The organism is Eubacterium multiforme (genome assembly GCF_030813415.1).
GTDB lineage: Bacteria > Bacillota > Clostridia > Clostridiales > Clostridiaceae > Clostridium > Clostridium multiforme.
In genome coordinates this window covers 224767-248558 of sequence record NZ_JAUSUF010000003.1, presented here as the reverse complement: position 1 = coordinate 248558, position 23792 = coordinate 224767, and the positions used below count along the sequence as shown (strand labels likewise).

At 26.5% G+C, this 23792-nt stretch carries 23 protein-coding genes; 1 reads left to right on the top strand and 22 read right to left on the bottom strand.

From position 1 onward, the window contains the following. The first annotated feature begins 68 nt into the window (after positions 1–68). Positions 69–479 carry a CapA family protein gene (locus tag J2S18_RS07310; protein WP_307485173.1) on the top strand — a complete coding sequence of 137 codons (411 nt, stop codon included), beginning with the start codon at positions 69–71 and terminating at the stop codon, positions 477–479. Positions 480–503: 24 nt separating this feature from the next. Here the strand turns inward: J2S18_RS07310 and J2S18_RS07305 are convergent, their stop codons facing one another. The 22 genes from J2S18_RS07305 to J2S18_RS07200 all read right to left on the bottom strand — a co-directional run bounded on the left by J2S18_RS07305 (position 504) and on the right by J2S18_RS07200 (position 23788). Then, complete coding sequence (locus J2S18_RS07305) at positions 504–914, bottom strand: TM2 domain-containing protein (RefSeq protein WP_307485148.1); 411 nt, start codon at positions 912–914, stop codon at positions 504–506. Positions 915–943: 29 nt separating this feature from the next. After that, a complete protein-coding gene (locus J2S18_RS07300) occupies positions 944–1321 on the bottom strand; it encodes a hypothetical protein (protein WP_307485146.1) in 378 nt (125 codons plus the stop codon). 1 nt (position 1322) lies between these two features. Further along, the gene (locus J2S18_RS07295; protein ID WP_307485144.1) at positions 1323–2480 is read right to left on the bottom strand and encodes an SPFH domain-containing protein; all 1158 of its coding nucleotides are present in this window, start codon (positions 2478–2480) and stop codon (positions 1323–1325) included. Positions 2481–2586: 106 nt separating this feature from the next. Then, positions 2587–3087: a hypothetical protein gene (locus J2S18_RS07290; RefSeq protein WP_307485143.1), complete on the bottom strand. Its 501-nt coding sequence runs from the start codon at positions 3085–3087 to the stop codon at positions 2587–2589. Between the two features lie 24 nt (positions 3088–3111). Beyond that, on the bottom strand, positions 3112–5010 hold the full coding sequence (locus J2S18_RS07285) for a VgrG-related protein (RefSeq protein ID WP_307485140.1): 1899 nt from the start codon (positions 5008–5010) through the stop codon (positions 3112–3114). A gap of 185 nt (positions 5011–5195) precedes the next feature. Further along, positions 5196–6176, bottom strand: a complete 981-nt coding sequence (locus J2S18_RS07280; RefSeq protein ID WP_307485137.1) for an FUSC family protein — start codon at positions 6174–6176, stop codon at positions 5196–5198. Positions 6177–6345: 169 nt separating this feature from the next. Continuing rightward, a complete protein-coding gene (locus J2S18_RS07275; RefSeq protein ID WP_307485134.1) occupies positions 6346–7290 on the bottom strand; it encodes an LCP family protein in 945 nt (314 codons plus the stop codon). A gap of 615 nt (positions 7291–7905) precedes the next feature. Continuing rightward, entirely contained in the window at positions 7906–9144 is a 1239-nt protein-coding gene (locus J2S18_RS07270) for a nucleotide sugar dehydrogenase (protein ID WP_307485131.1), read from the bottom strand. A 47-nt stretch (positions 9145–9191) separates the two neighbouring features. Continuing rightward, a complete protein-coding gene (gene neuC, locus J2S18_RS07265; RefSeq protein ID WP_307485129.1) occupies positions 9192–10346 on the bottom strand; it encodes a UDP-N-acetylglucosamine 2-epimerase in 1155 nt (384 codons plus the stop codon). A gap of 64 nt (positions 10347–10410) precedes the next feature. Next, entirely contained in the window at positions 10411–11172 is a 762-nt protein-coding gene (locus J2S18_RS07260; RefSeq protein WP_307485127.1) for an acylneuraminate cytidylyltransferase family protein, read from the bottom strand. Further along, complete coding sequence (locus tag J2S18_RS07255) at positions 11169–12116, bottom strand: Gfo/Idh/MocA family protein (RefSeq protein WP_307485126.1); 948 nt, start codon at positions 12114–12116, stop codon at positions 11169–11171. The genes J2S18_RS07260 and J2S18_RS07255 overlap by 4 nt, the downstream gene beginning before the upstream one ends. Positions 12117–12118: 2 nt before the next feature. After that, entirely contained in the window at positions 12119–13099 is a 981-nt protein-coding gene (locus tag J2S18_RS07250) for a Gfo/Idh/MocA family protein (RefSeq protein ID WP_307485170.1), read from the bottom strand. 136 nt (positions 13100–13235) lie between these two features. After that, positions 13236–14267: an N-acetylneuraminate synthase gene (gene neuB, locus J2S18_RS07245; protein ID WP_307485124.1), complete on the bottom strand. Its 1032-nt coding sequence runs from the start codon at positions 14265–14267 to the stop codon at positions 13236–13238. Positions 14268–14272: 5 nt separating this feature from the next. Then, complete coding sequence (locus tag J2S18_RS07240; protein ID WP_307485122.1) at positions 14273–14893, bottom strand: acetyltransferase; 621 nt, start codon at positions 14891–14893, stop codon at positions 14273–14275. A gap of 88 nt (positions 14894–14981) precedes the next feature. Beyond that, complete coding sequence (locus J2S18_RS07235; protein ID WP_307485119.1) at positions 14982–16109, bottom strand: Coenzyme F420 hydrogenase/dehydrogenase, beta subunit C-terminal domain; 1128 nt, start codon at positions 16107–16109, stop codon at positions 14982–14984. Further along, a complete protein-coding gene (locus J2S18_RS07230; RefSeq protein ID WP_307485117.1) occupies positions 16106–16912 on the bottom strand; it encodes a DUF2334 domain-containing protein in 807 nt (268 codons plus the stop codon). The genes J2S18_RS07235 and J2S18_RS07230 overlap by 4 nt, the downstream gene beginning before the upstream one ends. A 5-nt stretch (positions 16913–16917) precedes the next feature. Continuing rightward, positions 16918–18045 carry a polysaccharide pyruvyl transferase family protein gene (locus J2S18_RS07225; protein WP_307485115.1) on the bottom strand — a complete coding sequence of 376 codons (1128 nt, stop codon included), beginning with the start codon at positions 18043–18045 and terminating at the stop codon, positions 16918–16920. An 8-nt stretch (positions 18046–18053) separates the two neighbouring features. Further along, on the bottom strand, positions 18054–19607 hold the full coding sequence (gene murJ, locus J2S18_RS07220) for a murein biosynthesis integral membrane protein MurJ (RefSeq protein ID WP_307485113.1): 1554 nt from the start codon (positions 19605–19607) through the stop codon (positions 18054–18056). A 1-nt stretch (position 19608) separates the two neighbouring features. After that, positions 19609–20790: a hypothetical protein gene (locus J2S18_RS07215; RefSeq protein WP_307485111.1), complete on the bottom strand. Its 1182-nt coding sequence runs from the start codon at positions 20788–20790 to the stop codon at positions 19609–19611. Next, positions 20787–22109 carry a glycosyltransferase family 4 protein gene (locus tag J2S18_RS07210; protein WP_307485109.1) on the bottom strand — a complete coding sequence of 441 codons (1323 nt, stop codon included), beginning with the start codon at positions 22107–22109 and terminating at the stop codon, positions 20787–20789. Before J2S18_RS07210 ends, J2S18_RS07215 begins: the two co-directional genes overlap by 4 nt. Positions 22110–22121: 12 nt before the next feature. Further along, a complete protein-coding gene (locus J2S18_RS07205) occupies positions 22122–22622 on the bottom strand; it encodes an acyltransferase (RefSeq protein WP_307485107.1) in 501 nt (166 codons plus the stop codon). Between the two features lie 20 nt (positions 22623–22642). After that, positions 22643–23788 (bottom strand): hypothetical protein, encoded by a 1146-nt coding sequence (locus tag J2S18_RS07200; RefSeq protein ID WP_307485105.1) that lies wholly within the window; start codon positions 23786–23788, stop codon positions 22643–22645. Between the last annotated feature and the right edge of the window lie 4 nt (positions 23789–23792).

Below are 23792 nucleotides of genomic sequence, written 5' to 3'. Positions count from 1 at the left end.
ATTTCTAGATAATAAAAAAATATTACTGGAATCTAAAATTTCCAGTAATATTTAATTTCTAAGAAACCATATTACACAAAATAATCTACAGTCTCGCTCATTATGCTATTGACTGTGGCGCAACTATGGTACTTGGATCACATCCTCATGTAATACAATCATTAGAAGATTATAACGGTAAACTTATAGTATATTCTTTAGGTAATTTTTGTTTTGGTGGTAATCCAAATCCATCTGACAAAAGAACCTTTATACTTAAATCAAAACTAATTTTTAATGGTGATTCCCTTTCAAATATTGAATTTAAAGTTTTACCTGCTTCAATATCTTCTGTAAGTCATAAAAATGATTATGTTCCAACATTATTGAATGGTGAAAAAGAGAAACAAGTATTAAAATTTATGAATAGTTTATCTCCTACACTCCACAACAAAATATCAAATAATTATTTTAAATTAAATGAAGAAAGCAGCAATTAAATTGCTGCTTTCTTTATTATTAATTTATCTATATCTATAACCTACTTTTTCAGCCCAAGCTTCATCACTCTTTGTTAAATAAACAATTCCTTCTATCACTCCAATAATTGCTGGTATATATGTCCAACAAAATACTAAATATATAATTCCTTGAAAAATCTTTCCTAAATAAAACTTATGTATTCCAAGTCCACCTAATAATATTGCTAATACTCCTGCAACTACCTTACTTTTAACAGGAACCTTAGTTCCAACATACTGTGCTGATTGCATTGGTTGTCCTTGATTAATTGGTTGAGATTGAATAGGTTCTTGATATTGTCTTTGATTATTATTAACCTCTTCATTAATACCATTATTTGTTCCACAATACTTACAAAACTTTGAATCTCCTTCTAAAGCTGCTCCACACTGACTACAAACTCTCGCTGTCATAATTAACTCCTCCTAGTAAACCTATTAAATTATAAATTATTTTGTCTTTCCGCTACTTCTCCTGCATGTACTATTGAAAAAGAAATAGTTAAATATATTAAAGTTACTATAAATATTATAGTAATATTATCTATTCCAAAGGATATTGGTATAAACATTAAATAAATTGCCATTAAAATACCATAAATTCCTGTTATAGTTTTTAAACTAATATGGTATGCTGAATCTATTTTTTCTTTTATAAATTTTCTATAAATACCTTTATGTACAATAAATTGAGACATAAAAATAAATACTAATATTAATAATTTAGCTAAACTATAAACTGTAAAGTCATTCCAAGCTATATATTCATAACCTATGTATATTAAAAATAATGAATATAATGATAATAATATTTCTGCCATTTTATTCACCTACCTTTGCTCCACAAAAATTGCAGAATCTTGCATCTTCAGTAAGTTCTTTTTTACAACTAGGGCAAATTACTTCCTTTATTAATTTATTTCCACAACTTGAGCAAAACTTTGCATCAATTTCATTAGATGCTCCACAGTTTTCACATATTTTTTCTTCTATAAGTTTTTCACCACATTTTGTGCAAAATTTAGATTGAGCTTTATTTATATGTCCACAAGAATTACATTTGCATCCATTATTATTCTCATATTTTGCACCTTCAATATTACCTAAGCTTCCAGAAGTATTCATAGAAACATTGGAAATATTATTTGCAAGACCTAATCCAATTCCAACACTTGCCGCTGTTGATGCTGCACCATTATCATTTTCAGCTGCTTTTTCATAAACATCAAAACTTCTCTTTGTGTTGTATCTTTCTTCTCCTATAATATCAAAGGCTGCCTTATCCACTAATATTTTATTTATCATATCAAAATCTTCTTCTGGAAAATTAATTGATTCAATAAAGAAACTAACTATATCTATTCCATATTTACCAAACTCTTCTCTTACTTTCTCAAAAGCATAATTTGATAATTCCTCTAAATGAACAGAAATCTCTAATGCAGAAATATTATTTTTTATTATTTCTGCTGCTATAATATTTTTAACCTTAGTTATTAAAGCCCCTTTAAAAAAGCTTGATATATTTTCTGGATTACATACCTTATAAGGGCCCATACTGCCTATAAGCTCTCTTAAAAAAACTTTATAATCACTTATTTTAAATCCAAATTGCCCAAAAGCTCTAACTTTTAATCTTATTTTATACTTAGGATCAACTATTTGAATTGGATCTTTTGTTCCCCAATATAAATCTAACTTTGATGTAGTATTTAAGAAATATATCTCCGCAGTAAATGGAGTTTCTCCACCATAAGGTAAATTTATAAAAGCACTTAAAAATGGTATATTTTCTGTAGTTAAAGTATATGTTCCTGGATTAAAAACATCAAAGATTTGTCCACCTTTAAAAAATACAGCAACTTGTCCCTCAGAAACTATAAGTTTTGTTGCAGTAGACAGTTTTTCTGATGGATACTTACATACTAGCCAGTTTCCATTATCAATTCCATCAAACTTAACTCTATCTATAATAGACATATTTATCCCTCTATTCTATATTTTTATAAATTTAAACATTTTTATGTTATCATTTTTGACTCAATTTAACAATTATCTTTACATAATGTTAATTTTATGAAAAACTCTATTTTAATTCGCTTATAACTTTATTTGAAGAAACTAAAACTGTAAAAGCTACTCCAGTTCCTCCTTGTTTCATAAGCTCCTTAGATTTCACTTCAATTAAATATCCTTTTTTACCATTAACATTTTCCATAGTATTATTTCCAACATATATAGTATCATTATCAACTCCATACTTCTCTTTACATACTTTAATTGCATCATCTAAAGTAAATTTATTTTTAGAGTTTTCTGTTTCTTTCTTTTCCATACTCTTTTCTGTTTCTTTATTAGATTTAACTTTATTACTTTCATTTTTTGAACTTTCACTAGATTTTTCTTTTAAATTATCTTCAGTTTTTTCTTTTAATTTATTTTCTACAACATTCTTTGAATTATTATTTTCAACTGATGCCTTTGTACCTTCCAATACTTTATCATTTTTATTTAAAACTAAAAAATAAATTGATGTAGAAATTGCTATTAATACTATAAGTGTTATCCATATTTTTTTATTTTTCATTGTAACTTCTCCTATTATAAATTTTTAAAAACTGTATTCATACATTCTGATAGCATCATTTTCTTCCCTTGAAAATCTACTTGCCACACCTCTTTGAACTGCTTTTGAACAATTTGGAAAATGAACAAGTCCTCCACTTGAATTTTTACGACCTCTTTCTGCATATACCTTATTTATAAATTTTTCAACATCCTTAGTATCTGAAAGTGGTGCTATGATTTGGTAAGCTCCATAAGCCCCATGTTGAACTGCAGTTGACCATAATACATTTCTAATTGAAAAGTTTGTTAGCATATTAGAAAATCCATCATTAGTTGTTAGTCTGTTAACTAAATCATCATAAAAAGTTTTTTTCGTATATTTATGTTGTAAGTTATAAAAAGTATTATAATGATTATTAGCAAGACTCTTCCATTCCTTATCAAAATGTGGTCCACAATTTGAACCATTATCTAAACTTCTTGCATCAGTTAATCTTTTATAAAAATCATAATTTTCACCTTTAAGCCAATTAACAAAACCATTTAATGAACCTAATTTTGATGATAATTGCCAAGCTCCATAAGACTTACCACCATAATCCCCTTCTCCAGATGAAATGCATCCAGGATTTCCATTTGATTCATATTTTTCAGATAATACACCTAAAAATTCATTATTGTTATTATCATCATAAACTTGTACAGCTGTTACTCCATTTAAATATGTACTTATATATCCATTATAAGTTTTTCCATTATGATTATATTTTACACGATAATATGTAAGATCTCCCTTTACCTTTTCAAGAACTAGTACATCTGAACCCTCTGATACAGTTGTTAATACAGCTGAATTTAAACTTGGTTTACTTCTAAGATTCATTTCAAAATTTGTTAATTTACCCTTTGCAAACTCTTGATCCTTCATAGAACCATCACTGTAAAATTCATAGGATTTTGTACCAAGATTTATTCTGCCAGTAACCATACTGCCACTTTTGTCCATATAGTACCATTTATCCTTAACCTTTATCCATCCAGTTTCCATTTCTCCACTTTTATCCATATGATACCATCTATTTTTAACCTTTACCCAGCCTGTCCTCATTTCTCCGTCTTCATCCATATAGTACCATTTATCTCCAAGCTTTAACCAACCAGTTTTCATTTCTCCATCTTTATTCATGTAATACCATTTATCTTTTACCTTTATCCAACCCTTTGCAAAAGAATCATCACTGTTTTTATAGTACCAATTTCCATTATTTTTTACCCATTTTGGTTCCTTCATAGATCCATCATTATTAAAATAATAAATATTTTTATTGATATTTACTTTACCAGTAACCATTTCACCTGATGATCTTAAATAATATTTTTTGTTTTTAAGATTTATCCATCCAGTTTCCATTTCTCCACTATTGTCCATATGGTACCATTTATTTTTAACCTTTACCCAACCAGTTTCCATAGCACCATTTTTATCCATGTAATACCATCTACCTTTAACCTTTGTCCAACTGGTTTCCATTTCTCCATCATCATCCATATAATACCACTTGTCTTTAACCTTAACCCAGCCTGTCTCCATGGCACCATCTTTATCCATGTAATACCATCTACCTTTAACCTTTGTCCAACCGGTTTCCATTTCTCCATCTTTATCCATGAAGTACCACTTACCATTAATTTTATGCCAGCCAATTTCCATGATACCTTTTCTATCCATATGATACCACTTATCTTTAACTTTTATCCAACCTTTAGCTAATGAACCATCCTCTTTTTTATAAGTCCAAAGCCCTTTATCCTTTATCCATTTGCATTCTATATATCTCTTACTATTTTTAGAATTATTTGCCGCATTTACTTGAATATTAGGAATAAATGATATTATGATTCCACATAATGCTATTATTCTAACTAAATTATTCTTTTTCATTTATTTTCTCCTTATTTCATAATATTTTACCTTTTTGCCATTATTATTCTACCATCTATTACTTATATTTACAATTTTTTATTTTCAATTCTAAAAGATATTAAAAAATGTCCAAAAGATATTAAATAAAATATATCCCTTAGACATTTTTAAAACTACTATTTAATTATTAACTTATGTTTTAACTAACCTTTATATTTTCTTTCAAATCTACTATATAGTATCTTATTAACAATAACTGCTATCACAATTCCAACTAAAACAAATGCTATTCTCATAGGAACAGAAGTAGATGCATCAAATAATATCATTGCAGCTGCTAAAGCATTTAAAGTTACAAAAATCATTTGTATCTTATATGGCTTAATAAAAGTATATATATAACTTAATACTAATAAAACTATAGTATCCATTGATTTTGGAACTATAAAACAAAATAATATAATAAATAATGCAGCTCCTATTATAGTGCCTATTATCCTTTGACCTATTCTTTCCTTAGTTTGCTCATAATGAGGTTGAGTTAATGATAAAACTGTAGCACTAATCCACATTCCTTTAACAAAGCCAAATATTCCACCTATGAACATAGAAATAGTTAATCCTATTGCCATTCTTAAAGCAAAATTAATTTGAAGGGGATCCTTATCCTTAGATGAAAACATCTCCCTTATACTTCTATGATCATCATGAGATATTTTTCTGTGACTAAAATAATAAATTACACCAACAAGTATTCCTCCAATTAAAAGGCTTAATATTCTAGGTTGTAATTTTTCTGATGTTACAGGATTTCCTTGAAGGAAAACATAACATAAAAGAAATGGAAGATATGCCTTTTCTTCAATTTTATTTGAAAATATATAAGCCATAATAAATACTGATATAAAATTAATAGGTATCCCTAAAAATGGATTAACCATACTTAAGTATGAAGTTAACCCCATTCCAGTAAAAGCAACAATTATTGCAACAATTGCATCCTTAAACTTCAAATTTAAATGCATAACGTTAAACATAAGTATTGCAGTAATTATTGTTACTCCAACTAAAGTATTTTCAGCTCCAAATATTTTAGAAAATATTGAAACAAATATTATTATTCCAATTATCATAATTAGGTTTCCTATAAGTTTTTTGCTGTCTATCTTTTTTGTACTATCCATAAAACACATTCTCCTCCTTTTTTAGATAATACAGAACATAATACCACAAAATTTAAAATATAACTAGGAAAATAAAAAACTGACTAAAAATAATTCTACTGAATTTATCTTTAGCCAGTATTTCCTTTAATATCTAATTAAATTTATTATTATATGAAGATACTATTTTTTAAGTATTAGTATTACTACCTTTTGGTAATGGTTTATTATCATATATATAACCTTGAATTTCATCTAAAGTTTTCTTTTGATTAAATACCAAATACCAAACACCATTTATCATCTTTCCTTGACAATCTCCATTTAAAGGGAATCTTGCAAGTTCTAAATTTCCTTTTAATAATGGCATTGAATCCTTAGCTAGTCCTATCATATCTAATGATGACATATTAGTTTCTACATAAGGCAAAAACTCATTTATTAAGTTTGGATATTCACTCTTTGGAGAATCCTTCATCTTTCTAAAAATAGCTTCAAGAACAACTCTTTGTCTCTGAGTTCTCTTATAATCTCCACCTGCAGCATATCTTATCCTTGAATAAGCTAGCGCCTGAGCTCCGTTTAATGTTTGCATTCCTGAATGTGTTACTCCTGGAATATGCTTAATTTCTTCTTTCGTTATATTTATTTGTACTCCACCTATTTTATTAATTATTTCTGGTAAGGATGTAAAATTAACTGCCATAAAATCTTCTATATTAAGTTTAAAATTCTGATTCAATGTTTTTACTGCAAGTTCAGGTCCTCCATAAGCATATGCATGTGTAAGTTTTGTCTTTCCATGACCTGGTACATCGACATAAGAATCTCTCATAATTGATGTAAGTTTTAATTTATCATGTTTTTTATCAATAGTTAAAATCATAACTGCATCAGAACGACCTGTTTTACCTTTAGGCGCATCTATTCCAAATAACGCAATATTTTTAATCTCACTTTTTGCTTTATCTTTTTCAATATTTTGATCTATTGAAAGATTATCTTTATTAATATCTACTTTCTGAACTTTACCAAGTTTAGAATTTATGTATAAATATCCACCACCAAGTACAATAACTAAGACTGCAATTATACTTATAATAACAACTTTAAGTTTACTTTTCTTCTTCCCCATAATTTTCTTCCTTTCTTAATTTATTTTTTAAAAAAAAATTAATATCATATAATATTTTACAATAAATCTGTTAATATTTATAGTAAAAAGATTGCATCAATATTAATATTGATGCAATCTTTTGTTTTTATATTAATTTTTATTAGTAAACTTTCTTATATATCTATCAAAAATTATATAACCTAAAACACCACCAAAAGTATTTAGTAGTATATCATTAACTTCAAAATTCTACCTACTTATAGAATTAACATCACTTCAATATAATATATACTCTATACTTATTGATACTAATAAACATATTAAAATTATTAGACTTAAATATATATTATTGGATTTCTTCTAACTGTAATTATTATTAAATTAAAATAATAAATATACTAATCATAAATAAATTAAAATATATTATGATATAATTATTTTTTATTAGTTTAAACGACACTCTAAAATTTATCTAAATTATTTTATTCTCTGTTTATATATTTTTAATATTACGATTTCATTTTGATCTATTTTTATTTTTTAAAATCTTTTATTCAATTATTAACTATATAATGCTATATTTATTTTTAACAATAGTTATATCCTACATCAAATAAATATATTTTTTTAATTTTAATCTCTCTTAAAAATATCTCTAGTATACACTTTTCCTTTTACATCATCCAAAACTGAATCGTATCTATTGGCAATAATTGCTTGACTTTTTTCTTTAAACTCATCTAAATTATTTATCACTTTTGATGAAAAAAAAGTAGATCCATTTTCAAGCGTTGGTTCATATATAATAACTGTAGCTCCTTTTGCTTTAATACGTTTCATAATACCTTGAATAGACGACTGGCGAAAATTATCAGAATTAGATTTCATTGATAAACGATAAACTCCAATTACACATTCCTTCTCTTTTTCAACTGAATAATCCATACAATCATGATAGTCATAACATCCAGCCATAGATAAAACTCTATCTGCAATGAAATCTTTTCTTGTACAATTGGATTTAACAATGGCTGAAATCATATTCTGAGGTACATCTTTATAATTAGCAAGAAGTTGTTTTGTATCTTTAGGCAGACAATATCCACCATACCCGAAAGAAGGATTATTATAATGTGAACCAATACGAGGATCTAAACATACTCCATTAATAATTTTCTGAGTATCTAACCCTTTGATTTCAGCATAGGTATCCAACTCATTAAAATATGAAACTCTAAGTGCTAAATATGTATTCGCAAATAATTTTACAGCTTCTGCTTCTGTAAAACCCATAAATAAAGTATCAATATCAGTTTTAATTGCTCCCTCTTGAAGAAGTTCAGCAAAGGTATTTGCTGCTTTTACTAAACGTTTATTTTCAATATCTGTACCAATAATAATCCTTGAAGGATATAAATTATCATATAAAGCTTTAGATTCACGAAGGAATTCTGGACTGAATATAATGTTATCACAATTATATTTTTCACGTACATAAGATGTAAAACCAACTGGAATTGTTGATTTAATAACCATAATTGCATCCTTATTATATTTAAGCACCAACTGAATCACTGATTCTACTGCTGAAGTATCAAAAAAATCCTTATTACTATCATAATTTGTAGGTGTAGCAATAACAACAAATTCTGCATCTTTGTATGCTTTTTCTGAATCTAATGTAGCTTTTAAATTAAGTTCTTTTTCAGATAAATATCTTTCTATATATTCATCCTTAATTGGAGATTTTTTATTATTAATTAATTCAACTTTTTCTGGAACTATATCCACTGCCCATACATCATTATTTTGTGATAATAAAGTTGCTATAGATAAGCCCACATATCCTGTTCCTGCAATAGCTATTTTCATATTTTTACCTCCTATTTTATTATACTTAAATACAATAACTAAATCTTTTATTCAATGTCATAGAATTCTTTCACATCAGATACTCCTAATCGTAATAATTGTTTAGTTTGATGATAATATCGTTCGGCAGTATTTTCTAAATAATATGGATTTTTAAATGAATATCCTTTATTTAATAAATACTTAACTTTTTTCATTGCTAAAATAATACTATCTTTATTACACTTTACATCAATTACACTCTCACCATGAACTCTACCTTTTTGCCTATCTCCAATATTTATTGTATATACTCCTAAAGATGGAACTTCAATAATTCCTGAAGAAGAATTTCCAACAAATGCAACTGAATTTTTAACCAACCATAAAAAAGATTCAACGTTTAGATTTTCAAAATAATGTGCATTTTCATGCATATTAGCATACATAATCCATGCATTTCGAATAACATCTGAATTTGTATCTGCATTACTCCCTATAAATACAATTTCTTCATTATTTATCATATTATTTATGGCAAATATAATCTCCTGAATTTGAGATTCTATATTTATATCTGTTAATGTTTCTGGATGAAATGCTATGACCCAATATTTTTTTTGTGTCATATTTAATACTTCTTTTACTACTTTTCCACAATCTAAATTTCTGCAATTTTCTGCTCCTAATGCTCCTAAATAAAAAACTCTTTGTGGTTCTTCGCCCAATTGAATTACACGTTTTCTATATACATCTGTACTTGTAAAGTGATAACGACTCATTTTAGTAATAGAATGTCGTATAAACTCATCATAATTTCCATAAGTAGTTTCACCACCATGTAAATGCAAAATAGGTATATTTTGCATTGATGCAGCAATCGCTACTGACAACATTTCATATCTATCCCCTAAAATAATTAATAAATCATACTTATTTTTTTCAAAAAAAGAACCAAACTTTTCTAATGCAATAGCCATACTTTTCATAATATTTGCATTATTACTGTTATCTATTTCAATTGAAATCTCGCACCCAATTTTAAAATTATCTTTTTTTATATTATCAATTGAATATCCATATTTTTTTTCCAAGTGAGATCCTGTAACCAGTACTGAAAACTCTATTTCTTTATCCATATCTAAGTATTGTAAATATTTTCTTACAATCCCATAATCAGCTCTAGAACCTGTTGCATAAGCTACTCTAAATATTTTTTTCATCTTATATATACCCCCTCACTATAGAATTTTGATATTTGAAATTATCTTTATTAAAAATCTAACATTATATTTGTTTCTTTATATGTCTATAAATATCTCCAAATTTATGTTTATGTTCATATAAGTATGTAGCAATAACTTCCATTAATTCAAAATCATTTTCATAATCAAGATCTAAAATACCTGTATCATACATATAAATACATTCACAATATCCTTCAAGCACACCCTTACCACTAATAAGAAACTCTGGTTTATATGCATAAAGTGAAGCATTCATATCAAATACTTCTGGAGCCTGCTGTCTAGATGTATATTCTGAATTTAAAACTTTCTGATAACCGTGCTTTGTTTTCTTAACCATATTAAAATATGGATTTCGCCTTGAATCAGTCACTGATGTTGTAACATCAGCCCCTGTTCTAATATGAGTTTCAATAAGATTTTTCAAATCATCAACTGTCCTAAGTGGTGAAGTAATGTCTAAATCAATTATCATATCATATTTCTTATTTTTACGCTTTTGCATCTTATCCATACAATCATAGATAACTGCAATCTTAGGAATATCATCACCTCCTAAATCATTTGAACGGTTAATTGTATTAACAATAAAAAACGGATTATTTTTCATCATATCAAGTAACTCTAAACTATCTGAATTTACAACCACATCTATATTAAATTCATAATTCATTTTTTTCAACATATCTATTACTGATAACGAATAAAATGGCAATGGATAACCACAAAACTCTCTAATATTTTTATTTTTTATCCCTTTTGAACCAGCTCTACCGCATATTGTAAATAGCATATTAATCATTTAATCACTCCTTGTGTATAATTCATTGTCTGGTAAGCTTCTTTAATATAGTTAATATTTTTTTCATTACGCTCAATTAAGCAAAAGAAATTCCTCAATTCATTTTTTTGAAAATCATTACGTTCTTCTGAAAAATCAATAACTTTACCAGCTTTTAAAAAAGTAACTTTACTTCCTATTAAATCACCTACAATTGTGTCGTGATTAGTAAAAATCATAATTTCTCGTAATGATTTTCTTCCAAAATAATCTAAATGTAATTCTACAACCATCTCTCCGTATTCTGCTACATAAATAGCATAATCCTCACAATCTATTTCAAGCGAAGATTTCTTACCACAAGTATAATAAATTGATTCTGGTTTTCCAAAAAGATACTGAATATAATCCCACTCATGAATTAAATCAATACTAACTCCACCACCTAAATCTTTACTGGAGCTATATGTATTTCTATAATCTATGCCAGGACGCCATTCTGGTAAATAACTAGAACTTATACATCTCACAGAAATAACATCTGATAAATTAATATGTTTTTTTAAAAACTGTATCACATTTGTATATCGAATTGGACAAGCTACATAATATACAGAATCATGTCTATATTTAATATCAAAAACTTTATTTAACTTTTTGTAAGAAGTTAGAGGTTTTTCAATAAAAAAATGCTTACCTTTATCATGTAGTCTTTTCAATGTATCAATATGAAAATCAGTAGGATTTGTTATAAAAATTACATCATAATCATGTGGAAGCTCATTTTCATTATAATAAACATTCGAAATTTTGTACTTTATATTATCTAAAAATTTTCCATTCTTACTTCTCAATGCATCAACTTGTAAATTTAAATTTTTTTCATCACAAATATCATATAAATTTTTAATATGACGTTTTGCAATAGATCCTATACCAACAAAACATACTTTTAATTTATTCATTTTCATGCCTCCTCAAATTTATCAATCCAACGAAGCACCTTTAAGTCTTCAGCAAAACCATACATAGGTATTGTTTTTCCATCTACAACATCTAAAAACTCATTAATCTCTTTTTGATAAGCATTTTCTACAATAAAAGAACCATATCCATCAATATGCTCAACATCTTCACAAAGTTGTACTTTTTCTAAAATCTTAGTATCAGAGTTAAACTGCTCCAATGTCTCTGGTGAGCCATTCCATGAGTAATAAATATTCTCACCATATATTTCAAGATTTCTAACAGCCTTTGGGGAAACAATATCAACAATCAAAGTTCCTTTATTTCCATTACTATGTGTCAATTGAATCATATAGTTATCTTTATACTGAATATTCAAATCAGACATATTATCAGATATTACATGAAAATCCTTAATTTCTCCAAATGTACCAATTAACCAAGGTAATTCAATTGCCATTATCTCTCGACATCCATTTGTTCTTTTATCTCCTACAAAAAAATCTTTATAACTTTCCCACGGATGCCAGTCAGGCAAATATTGTCCTATATGATAAATATAATTCAACTTATTTTTACCAACAATCTTGTCACGTATATATGAAATCTCTTCTCGATAATAAAATGTTGAAGATAGAAATAATATCTTTCCCTTTTCTTTTGCTAAATCCATATTTTTTTTATATCCGTCGGATATAAGATTAATTTCTGTAAATACATTCAGCCCATCAGATAAAGCTTTTGAGATTAACTCACTATGTGATAAAGGAGATGTACAAATAAATGCACTATTTATTTCAGGAAACTTTGCAATTGCCTGTTCAATATTTTCAAATACATCACAACCAAAAGTATTTTTAACTTCAAATCTTCTATCTTCTCTTCCATCTACACCTACAATTTTATCAATTTGCTTAAATCTCTGTAATAATCTAATTCTTCTTTTTCCCATAGAGCCCATTCCAACTACCATAACAACCATCACACACACCTCCTAAACATATATATTTCTCTTATTTCCACAAATACTATACATTAATAGAAACACTCCTTATAATATTAAAATATTTTTATTATTCTCTTATCTAACCTCATATTGAAGAAAAATAATAATAAAATTATTCATTTTCCCATTTTATCATATCAGATTTAATTAATTCATCTTCCTTAAAATCACGTTCTGAATATGTTCCGATAATTTCATACCAAAATATAGGAGAAATACCATTTCCAGGTCTTTTGCATGTAATATTTTTTTCTGTAAAAATTTCGCCTTTATTTATATCACATTTAGCAACTATTGATTTCCTTGCAATAAACTTATTTTTTCTTTCAGACTCTGTAACTTTTTTTTCCCTATCACCTAACATTATACTTGCTCGTCTAATTCCTAGACATAATTCTTTTAATTCTTCTGGCACAATAGAAGCCTTATGATCTGGTCCTGACATTTTTTTATCTAAAGTAAAATGTTTCTCAATAAATTCCGCACCAAGTCCTACTGCTACTATAGACGCAATGATTCCTTCTGAATGATCTGATAATCCTATATGCCAATTTAAAAATTTATCTTTTAGTGTTTTTAAAACTTGTAAATTCATATCCTTATCTTCTGTTGGGTATTGCGTATTACAATGCAACATTGTAAACTTAGTATTCTTGCTCTTCTCTAATTCTTTAACTGCAAATGAAATTTCCTCTAATGTTGACATACCCGTAGACAAAATTATTTCTTTATCTTCACATGATAACTCTGCAATTTTTTTTAAATACGGAAGATTTGTTATCTCTCCTGATGGAATTTTCCATAACTTTTGTCCTAAATCATACAAAAAATTAATTGAATCAATATCAAAAGCTGTAGAAAAAATCTCCATTTGTATTTCATCTGCATAATTTTTCAATTCTATATATTCTTCTTTTGAAAGTTCTAAATTTTTAAGCATTTCTAATTGAGAACTCTCTCCATCATTTTTCTTTTGATATTCAGCTTTTGGTGCATAACAAGAAACTAAGTTCTCCGAAATAAAAGTTTGAAATTTAACTGTAGTTGCTCCCATTTTCTTAGCAGTCATTATCATTTTCTTTGCCAATTCCACATTTCCATTATGATTGCAACCAATCTCTGCCACTATTTTTACTTTATTCATTTATATTAACCCCTTCTTTTAATTACTTTAGCTGGAACTCCTACCACTGTTGTAAAAGCATCAACATCATCAATTACAACACTGCCTGAACCAATTACCGAATCTGATCCTATTGTAAGTTGTCCATTGCATACAGCACAACTCCCAAAGAAAACATTATTTTTTACAATAACATTTCCATTAATAGTAGAATTAGTAGATAAATGTACATTATTTCCTACAACACATTCATGTTCAATTAATGCCTTTGTATTAATTACATTATTGTCACCAATTTTAGCATCTGCATTAATTATTACCATCTTACCAATAAAATTTCCTGTTCCAATTTTAACTGATGAATCAATAATAGCTGATGAATCAATAACATTAACTGTCTTCAATCCCATTTTATTTATTTTTTCAAACCATATTTTTCTAAAATATACATCTCCAATAGATACCAAATATTTATAAGAACGATAATTTGGAATATCCTCTATTTTTGTTGCCAAAATTTGAATACCTAAGTGAAATCCTTTTTTATTTTCATCTATAAAACCACATACTTTAAATTTATCTTTCTGAATGGAAGATACAACTGATTTAGAATGCCCTCCTGCACCTATTAAAATTAATTTTTCCATTCTTTTACCTCCAACCTTATTAAGTGTTATCATTTTGTTCCGTTCATTCTTAAATGAGTTACACACTAATGTCTTTTAAACCTAACAATCATTTATATAAATGTCTTTTTAATTTCTTTAATATAGTTTCTTTAGCAAATTTTTTACATAATTCATCTATTTTATCTGGTGTTTTTTCATATTTTCTTTTAAACGTCTTCCTATCTTTATTTTCTACTGCCGTATATATTATTCTTTTATTTCTATCAATAATATCATCCACAGACATATTTTTATATTCCATATAATCCGATACTTGTTCAAATAGATTCTTTCCCTTATCAGAAAGGCAAATAACAGAAGATACACCATATTTATCAACTAATTCTGGATAAATATTTTCAACTCCCCATCCATCACCTAATAAGATGTCTGCGAAAATACGTGTACCTTTATACATACATGCTAAACAACGTTCTCTATCCATTATTCCATCAGTAAAACACTTTAAAAAGAATCCATCTTCTTTTCTATATGTAGTATGTTCTGTTCCATCAACAAATTGAAATCTCAATCCATAATTCAGCCATCCTTTTCTTTTATCTCTCATAGATATATTCATTATTTTACCATAATGCTTTTCATTTTCTAAATATGATTTCCAATATTTACGTTCTATTGATCCATGGCATACAACACTTATAATATGTAAATTTGAATACTTTCCTAAGCAATTATAAACAGCCGCAGTTTGGCAAGGTACTCCTGAAAATAATACAGGATGCCCATTCTTCAATATTTTCTCTATCTCCTCTATACAACTATTCATATCGCTCATAACGTATTTAGATCCCATCATATCACTTACAATATCTCTATTATTAGTCACTACATGTTTAGGCATAAAATTTTCATCATATATACACCCACAAATATAGCCATTAGAATTCAAAATTCTTTCTGCTAATAAAATAAATATTCCTCCAGACGAACTTTCTTTTCTTTGCTTTTCATTTTTATTTTTACATGCCCATCCTATGGCCTCTGTCTTTATTTTAGATTCATATTTACATTCTTTAATCTTTATACATACTCTTTCACATTTTCCACACTCTATACAAAGTTCTTTATTGATAATAGGATGTAAATTTTCATCAAATTTAATTGCATTTTTTTTACATACATTAGCACAAGCAAAACACGAATAACACTCTTTCGAAAAATCAAAATCTATCATATTTCCTCCTTAAAACACTCAGTTAATGGAATTAATTTAGCTCCATCATTAATAACATATGAATAAATATCTTTCAATAACTTCTTTTTTATAGGATCATCATTGATTTGCCAATAATGAGTATATACTACAAAAGGAACTTTTTTCTTTTTACAACATTCGTATTCATACTTTAGGCGTTCAAAATTATCTAATGTATATGCAACTAATTCTTTATGTTTTCCATAATCTAAAATGCCTGGATATGGTATCTTTTTTATTAATCTTGTTCCCCACCTCTTAATATAATTAAAAAAATAACGAAAATTTTTTTTACGATCTCCATGTAATATAATCCCAGAATAGTTCATCTTAAGATCTTCAATCACTGAAATTGCTTTATCATCAATTGAGTTATTCGGAGCCACAAAAACTTTAATTTTAAAAGAAAATATATTTTCTAATTCTTTTTTACCAGCCATTAATTCTTTCTGAAGTATTTCTTTACTTTTCCATTTCATTTCTGCAACCCATTTATTATCCAATTTCTTATATTCATGAGTGTATCCATGCAAAAGAATATCATAACGTCCATTTTTACACTCTTGTCGTAAATAATCTACTAATCTATCATTATCTGATATGGTATAATACCCATCATTAATACCTTTTCCATAAGGAAATATATCATCTTTATGCCTAGAAACTGTTTTGGGAACAACTGAAAGTGATATAGTACCTTCTTTTACAAAATCATATGCTCTTTCTAATTCTTCTATAGTTGTAAAATATGATATATCATCATCTCTTATTGCAAATAACATTATTTTCACCTCGTCATCTCACTTAACATATTAACTAAAAACTCTTTAGATTCTTGTCTTCTTTTATTAAGAATTTTATTTACTTTTTCATAATCTATATTCTCAATTTTATCTGGTGTCTTTGAAATAAGACGATTTCCTAATTTAAATTCTTCTAAAATATCTTGTAATCTCGAATTTTCAGATTTTTTATCATTGCTATCCATTTTACAAAACGAATAAAAATTCTTTTCATAATTTATAGAAAACATTGTTCCATGAAATGAGTCTGTACAAATTATCATAGCATTTTTTATTAAATTTAAAAATTGCCTTGGTCCAGCATAAATTTTTTCAATTTTTTTATTTTCTAATTCCAAATAGGTTGTTGGAATTGCTATTATATTCACTGATAAACGTTCACTTAATTCCTTAACAATTTTTCGATGTAATTTATTTTCTCCTAAAAAATATGTTAAAATATACGGCGAATTTAATTGTTTATCTTCACAAAACTTATCCCATTCTTTTTTATCTAAAAGCAATGTAGGGTCTAAGACAGTAGTTACTGGTTTTTGTACTATTTCTTTTATCAATTCAGTACCTGTTCTTTCTCTACATGAAATAAATGAAAATTTATTAAGTCTCTCTCTCAAAAATTGTTTTTGAGCATAATTTAAATTATTTACAGCTAAACTAGGTCCATAAGAACCTTTTAAAAAATCATTATCTACAAAAGGTAAATAAAATGCTTCTGGACGTCCAGCTACATATGGATTCCATGTTTGATCACTTCCAACAATATAAGCATCATATTTTGGTGGATTATCCATCAATGCTCTAGTAGAATTATACTTGTTTTTTCCAACATGTAATTCTGTTTTATAAAACTCTTCAAACAAATTATTTCTTTCATTAAATATTTTTTTTGATTTACCTAATAAATAATATTTTTTTAATTGTCTTAAATAAACACTACTTCTCTTTAACCGTAATAATAAAAGCTCTCTTATACTTAATGTATTATTCTGCTTAAAATCAATAATTTCTGATTCAAAGCCTAAATTTTCTATTGCTTTTTGTAATGCTAATGCTTGCAACATTGTTCCATAATTATAATGATGGTGATATGTAATAATTCCTATCTTTGACATATATTTTTTTATCTCCTTTTCAAAAAAGTATTCATTAAATCCTTTATTTCTTTTGTTCGTAAAATTAATAACATAATAAAATATATTATAGCTCCACCTAAAACGCTTATCATCGTAATAATTACTGTTTGTAAAAAACTTTCCAAACTATAAAATCCTACCTTCTTCATGTATATAAGACCTAACTTAATTACTCCCATCATAACAAAACATGAAATAACTGTTTTAAATATCATCATGAACATATCTTTATAATGTATATGTTCATTTTGCTTTTTAAGATCATTAAATAACATTAAACTAATAATAAAAGTAGAAACAGTTGTTGCTAACGCTAAACCTAATGCACCAAAACTCTTAGCAAAAATTATATCTAAAATGATATTAGTAGATATTCCTATAATAGAATTTTTCATTGGAGTTTTAGTATCACCATAAGCATAAAAAATTCTTGATGTAACTTGTCTAAAAGCTGTAAATATTAAACATACTAAATAACATGAAAATAATGGTGCTGTCCTATAAACATCTTCTAAAGTAAATGCTCCTCTACAAAATACAATAGTAATAATTTCATTTGATAATATAAAGCCCCCAAAAATAACTGGTGCTAATATCAATATAAGCATTTTCATTGAAAAGTGAAAACTATCAGCCATCCTCTTGTCATCTTCTTTTGCAGCACTTTCCGCAAATTCTGGATATACCACAGTTGTAATTCCATATATTAATAGTGTGGAAATTGCTGTTGTTAATTTTAATGCATAATTAAGCGTTGATATACTCCCTTCTCTTAAAAAAGAAGAAACCGCACCATCAACTAATTTATTAATTTGATCAGCTCCAATTCCTAGAAAAACAGGTATTGCTTTTTTTGTTGAAGAAATCATATTTGGATCTTTTATATCACATACAAATTTATACTTCATATATTTTCTTCTAAGAAGTACTGAATATATAAATTCAATACACGTTCCTATTACAGTTCCCCATACTGCTGCATATATACCTATTGATTTAATTAACAATGGAATACACGAAACAAACGTTACATTCAATATTATAGACATTAAAGATGGAAGTAAAAAACTTTTATGTACATTCAATATTGCTGTATTAATGTTCATCATTTCAGTTAATAAAATAGTAGGTAAGATAATTCTAAATAATGTGACTGCTACTATTTGAATTTCTTTATCTAAACCAGGTGCAAAAATAAACACAACATATTTTGCACCTAATTCACACACTATTACCATAATAATAGTTAAAATAGAAATTACAGTCATTAAATTAGATGCATATTTCCCAGCTCCTTGTTTACTTTTCCCAATAAGTTCTTTTGAATAAAATGGCAAGGCTACATTACTAATTGCTGTAGAAATCAATGAGAAAAGTATTGTAGGAATCTGAATTGCAACATTAAACGCATCTGTTAATGAAGATGCACCATAATAATATGCAAATATTGATTCTTTAAAAAAAGAAAATGTTAAAGTGATTATAGAAATTAATGATAATGCCATTGCTGATTTTGCTATGTTAATATGATTACTTTCCATCTTAATTCCTCCACTTTACTATTTTGCATTTTTCTTTCATTGCACATCCAAATAATACTGAAAATTGTGTAATGAATAGACTATTCCAAAATACCGATTGTGCAAATATAGATACAAAACACAGAAATAAATAGCAACGATATCTTTTTTCAATATTTTTAAATAATTTATAAAATAAATTCAAATAAAAATATAATCCAAATATCCCATAGTTAATGGCACAATTTCCTATAGCATTAACAAATCCTAAATATGAAATATCATTATTTAATCCGAATAAACTCAAATTTACTTTTCCACTCCGTAAATAATTTTCTATGCTACTATAGGGTATTCCAAAAACTTTATAAAAAATTGGTAACATACTAAAAAGTTGTATACCAAAAGCGATTCTAACATAATTTGAAGTATTATTTAAAGAAATATTTTCCAGCTTATTTATTGTTTCAGAAAAAATATCTAGATTAAAAAATAATCCTACGCCTATAATTAAAATAGCAAATATAGAAAATTTATATAATCCTTTTTTATTTTCGTTCTTTCTACTAAATGCAAAGTATAACCAAATTATTCCTGTCATAAAACAACCAATCGATGAAGTTGATAATAATATTGAAAGTGAAATCAATACACTAAATAATATTTTTTTTCTCTCCATACTCATATATAATAAAGGCAATATCCATGTTACATATGCAGCAGGTTCCAAAAAAAATGAATGTGGCCTCATATACTCTGCTAAATAATTACTACTATTAGAATTTAAAAAAGGAAATATTTTAATCATAGACACCGGTTCATGAAGTATATATACTTGAAATGATTGTATATAAATACCTATAATTGCTATAATCCCTACAAAACGCCACACTTTATGTAAATTATCTTCATTGACTTGTTCTATAATAGATAGTAAAAATATAAAATATACTATACGTTCAACCCATAAGCCTACATTAAATGGTACAATAAATACCTTTATAACATCATGTAAAAACATGAATCCAAACAAATATACCAGTGGCATATACAACTTAATTTTCCCACATTGAAAATAATGACATACTAATGTTCCAATTAAAACGATCAACCCCAATGGTAAGTTTCCAATATTATATTGATTTAAAATAAAAAAAATAGGTATTACTATTTCTATTATTGAAATTGTTTTTTTTCTTTTCACCACTTTTCTTCTCCCAACTGTTCGCTATATAAATTTAAATATTGCTTCACTATTTTTTGTAAAGAAAATCTCCTTCCAACTTCTTTTATTTTTTCACTATCCCATTTTGATTCTAACCCTAAACGAATAGCATCAACTACTGCGCTAATTTCTCTATTTCTAATTAAAATCGTTGAATTAATATCATAAATATCTTTTGCTGCATCCAAATCATAAAAAGTAACGCTAGGAACACCATACATATACCCTTCTATTATAGACAACCCAAAGCCTTCATTTATACTTAATAACACATTCAAATCAGCTAATTCCCAAAATCTACCTAATTCATTGCAAAATCCAGCAAAAACTACACTATTTTCAACTTTACTTTCAATTATTTTTTTCCGAACTTTTTGATTATCTCTTTCATTCCCAAATAATACTATTATAACTTCTTTATCAGTATTTAATTTTTTTGTTGCTTCTACAAGCTCTATTTGATTTTTATTATCTGTTAAGTTTCCAACTGATATAATTATTTTTTTCCCTTTATTTTTACAAATCGCAAGAAATTTATATGTTTCATCTATTTCAGGACAATCACCACTAATTAAATCTTTATGATATCTTTTTAAATAATTTGTTTCATTAAAGTCTGATAAATCAATTTTTTTCTTATTTATTTTTCTCTGAATAATATTTGTTCCATTTGTAATAACTCTTATATTTTTAGAATTATTATTCAAATAATTCTTCTCAATTCTTCTTTTTATTCCAGTACTAATAACACTCACGAAAATATTTTTTTCAAAACAGCTTTTTAAAATATCAAATTCCATCTTCTTATCGCTTTTTGATGCATTAATAGAATCATTCAACCCTATTAATCCATGTAAAGTTATAATATAAGATATACCTAATTTTTCACAAGCATTAATACAATTTTTAGTAATTGAACCTATACCATGTATATGTACAATATCTGGTTTCTCATTTATTAACTGGTTTCTTATATATCCTTCATCAATACAATAAAATGCTTGTCTTACTTTTTCCTTAAAAGAACCTTTTGTATAAATAAGTTTACTAATCGCATGTTTCCAATCATAAATTCGTGCTTGTGTAATAATTTGCTTCCAAGTGTGGCTCAAAATTTTATACTTTCCATCTTGTTTTATACATCCTTCTGTAATAACTCTTGTTACCAACACAACTTCAGTCATTTCACTAACACCAACTAAAATGTTCTTTACCATTATTCCAAATCCAGTTTTATTTCTTGTAAATTCTTTAATATCTGAATCATATATATATGGAGCAAACATCATAATTTTCATTTAAATAACTCCTTAAAAATATTTTTTTTCCTGTTTCAATTTATAGTAATGTTCTACATTCCTTTTCTTAAACTCTTTTGCAGGATGTCCTCCTGCAATTGCGCACTTCGAAATATTTGAAACAACTACACTTCCGGCTTGTATAATCGCTCCTTCACCTATTGTAACTCCTTGTAAAATAGTAACATTTTGTCCAATCCATACATTATTTTCTATTTTTACATCTCCATCAATAGTTGTACTATCATATGGAATTGCTTCTCCAAAATCATAATTGTGATTTGAAGTAAGAATTAGAATTCCGCCACCTGAATGAAAATTATTTCCTATTACTACATTTCCTTTTCCGGTTATTTTCATTCCATTAAAATGACAATTATCCCCTATTGTGGTTTTAGGAGAAAATTTACACCAGTGATTCACCCTAATATTTTCCCCATAACTTTTTGCTTTTTTTAAACAAACATTAGTAAATACAAATGTTCTAATCTTTTTTATTAAAGACCCTATCATAATATAATCTATTTCTCCTTTTATATTAATTCAGACAAAAGCTTATGCTCTTTTTTTAAACATACATATTCCAAACTTTCTAATTTTTTATAATTGATAGTATTACTAATATCATCAATAACAACAGAAATTGAATTGCATATAGCTTGATTTAATACTGTTGAATATAATGATACTGCATTATTAGTTCTTAATAATGATTTTTCTACTGAAACTTTTGATGTATCTTCAATATCTGCAAAATAAAATAATTTTTTAACTAACTCTATATTTGAATATCTTGGATGAGGTCTAAGTGAAACTTTATTTCCCTTATCTTTTAATGATTTTAGAGTATTTGCTATTTTCTGCAATATTTCCTCATTCTCTGATCCAAGATAATATGTATAATCATATTTAATCTCATAATATTCGCTATTTTTAAATTTTAATGATTCTGGTACTTCTATAATAAATTGATTTTTATCTGCTTGTAATTGATTTAATAATTTAATGTAATGTTTATCCCAAACATAGCATCTATCAAATCTAAAAAATGAATCACGCATATAATATAACTTTTCCCCATGCATTACATTTATGTGCTCAATACTATTTTGATTACAATATAATGTTAAAATAGATGCTGTAAATGAATATTCTGCACAAACTATAATAGCAGATGGAGTATACCTTCTTATAACATATCTATATTTAGCAATTTTAATTATACATTTCAAAATAAAATGCCATGAAAAAGGATAACGACAAATAATTTTGTTAATAAACTTCTTATCTTGTTTCATTAATAAAAAATCTTCAATCGGATTTGTTTCAATATAACTAAATTCTTCTTTTAAAGAATTTGGTAATATATTTTCTGGTTTTCCATCACGAAAAAATACAGCATCTTTTTTTTCAATATCTTCCTCAATTAAACTTTTCCCATTTTTAAACATATAGAACAATATCATTGGCACTGATGCAATATTTAGTAAAAATGTAATTATATTTCCATTAAATTTCATTTGACACTTATACTGAAAATATGATCTTTCAATATCATCTCTCGGCCTACCTAATTTCTTAATATATTTTTTTTGTTTTTCTACATCATAACTAAATAATGCATCTTGTCTTCTTTCCAATATTACTGCAATTTTTCTTAATAAATCATTTATGTTCATATAT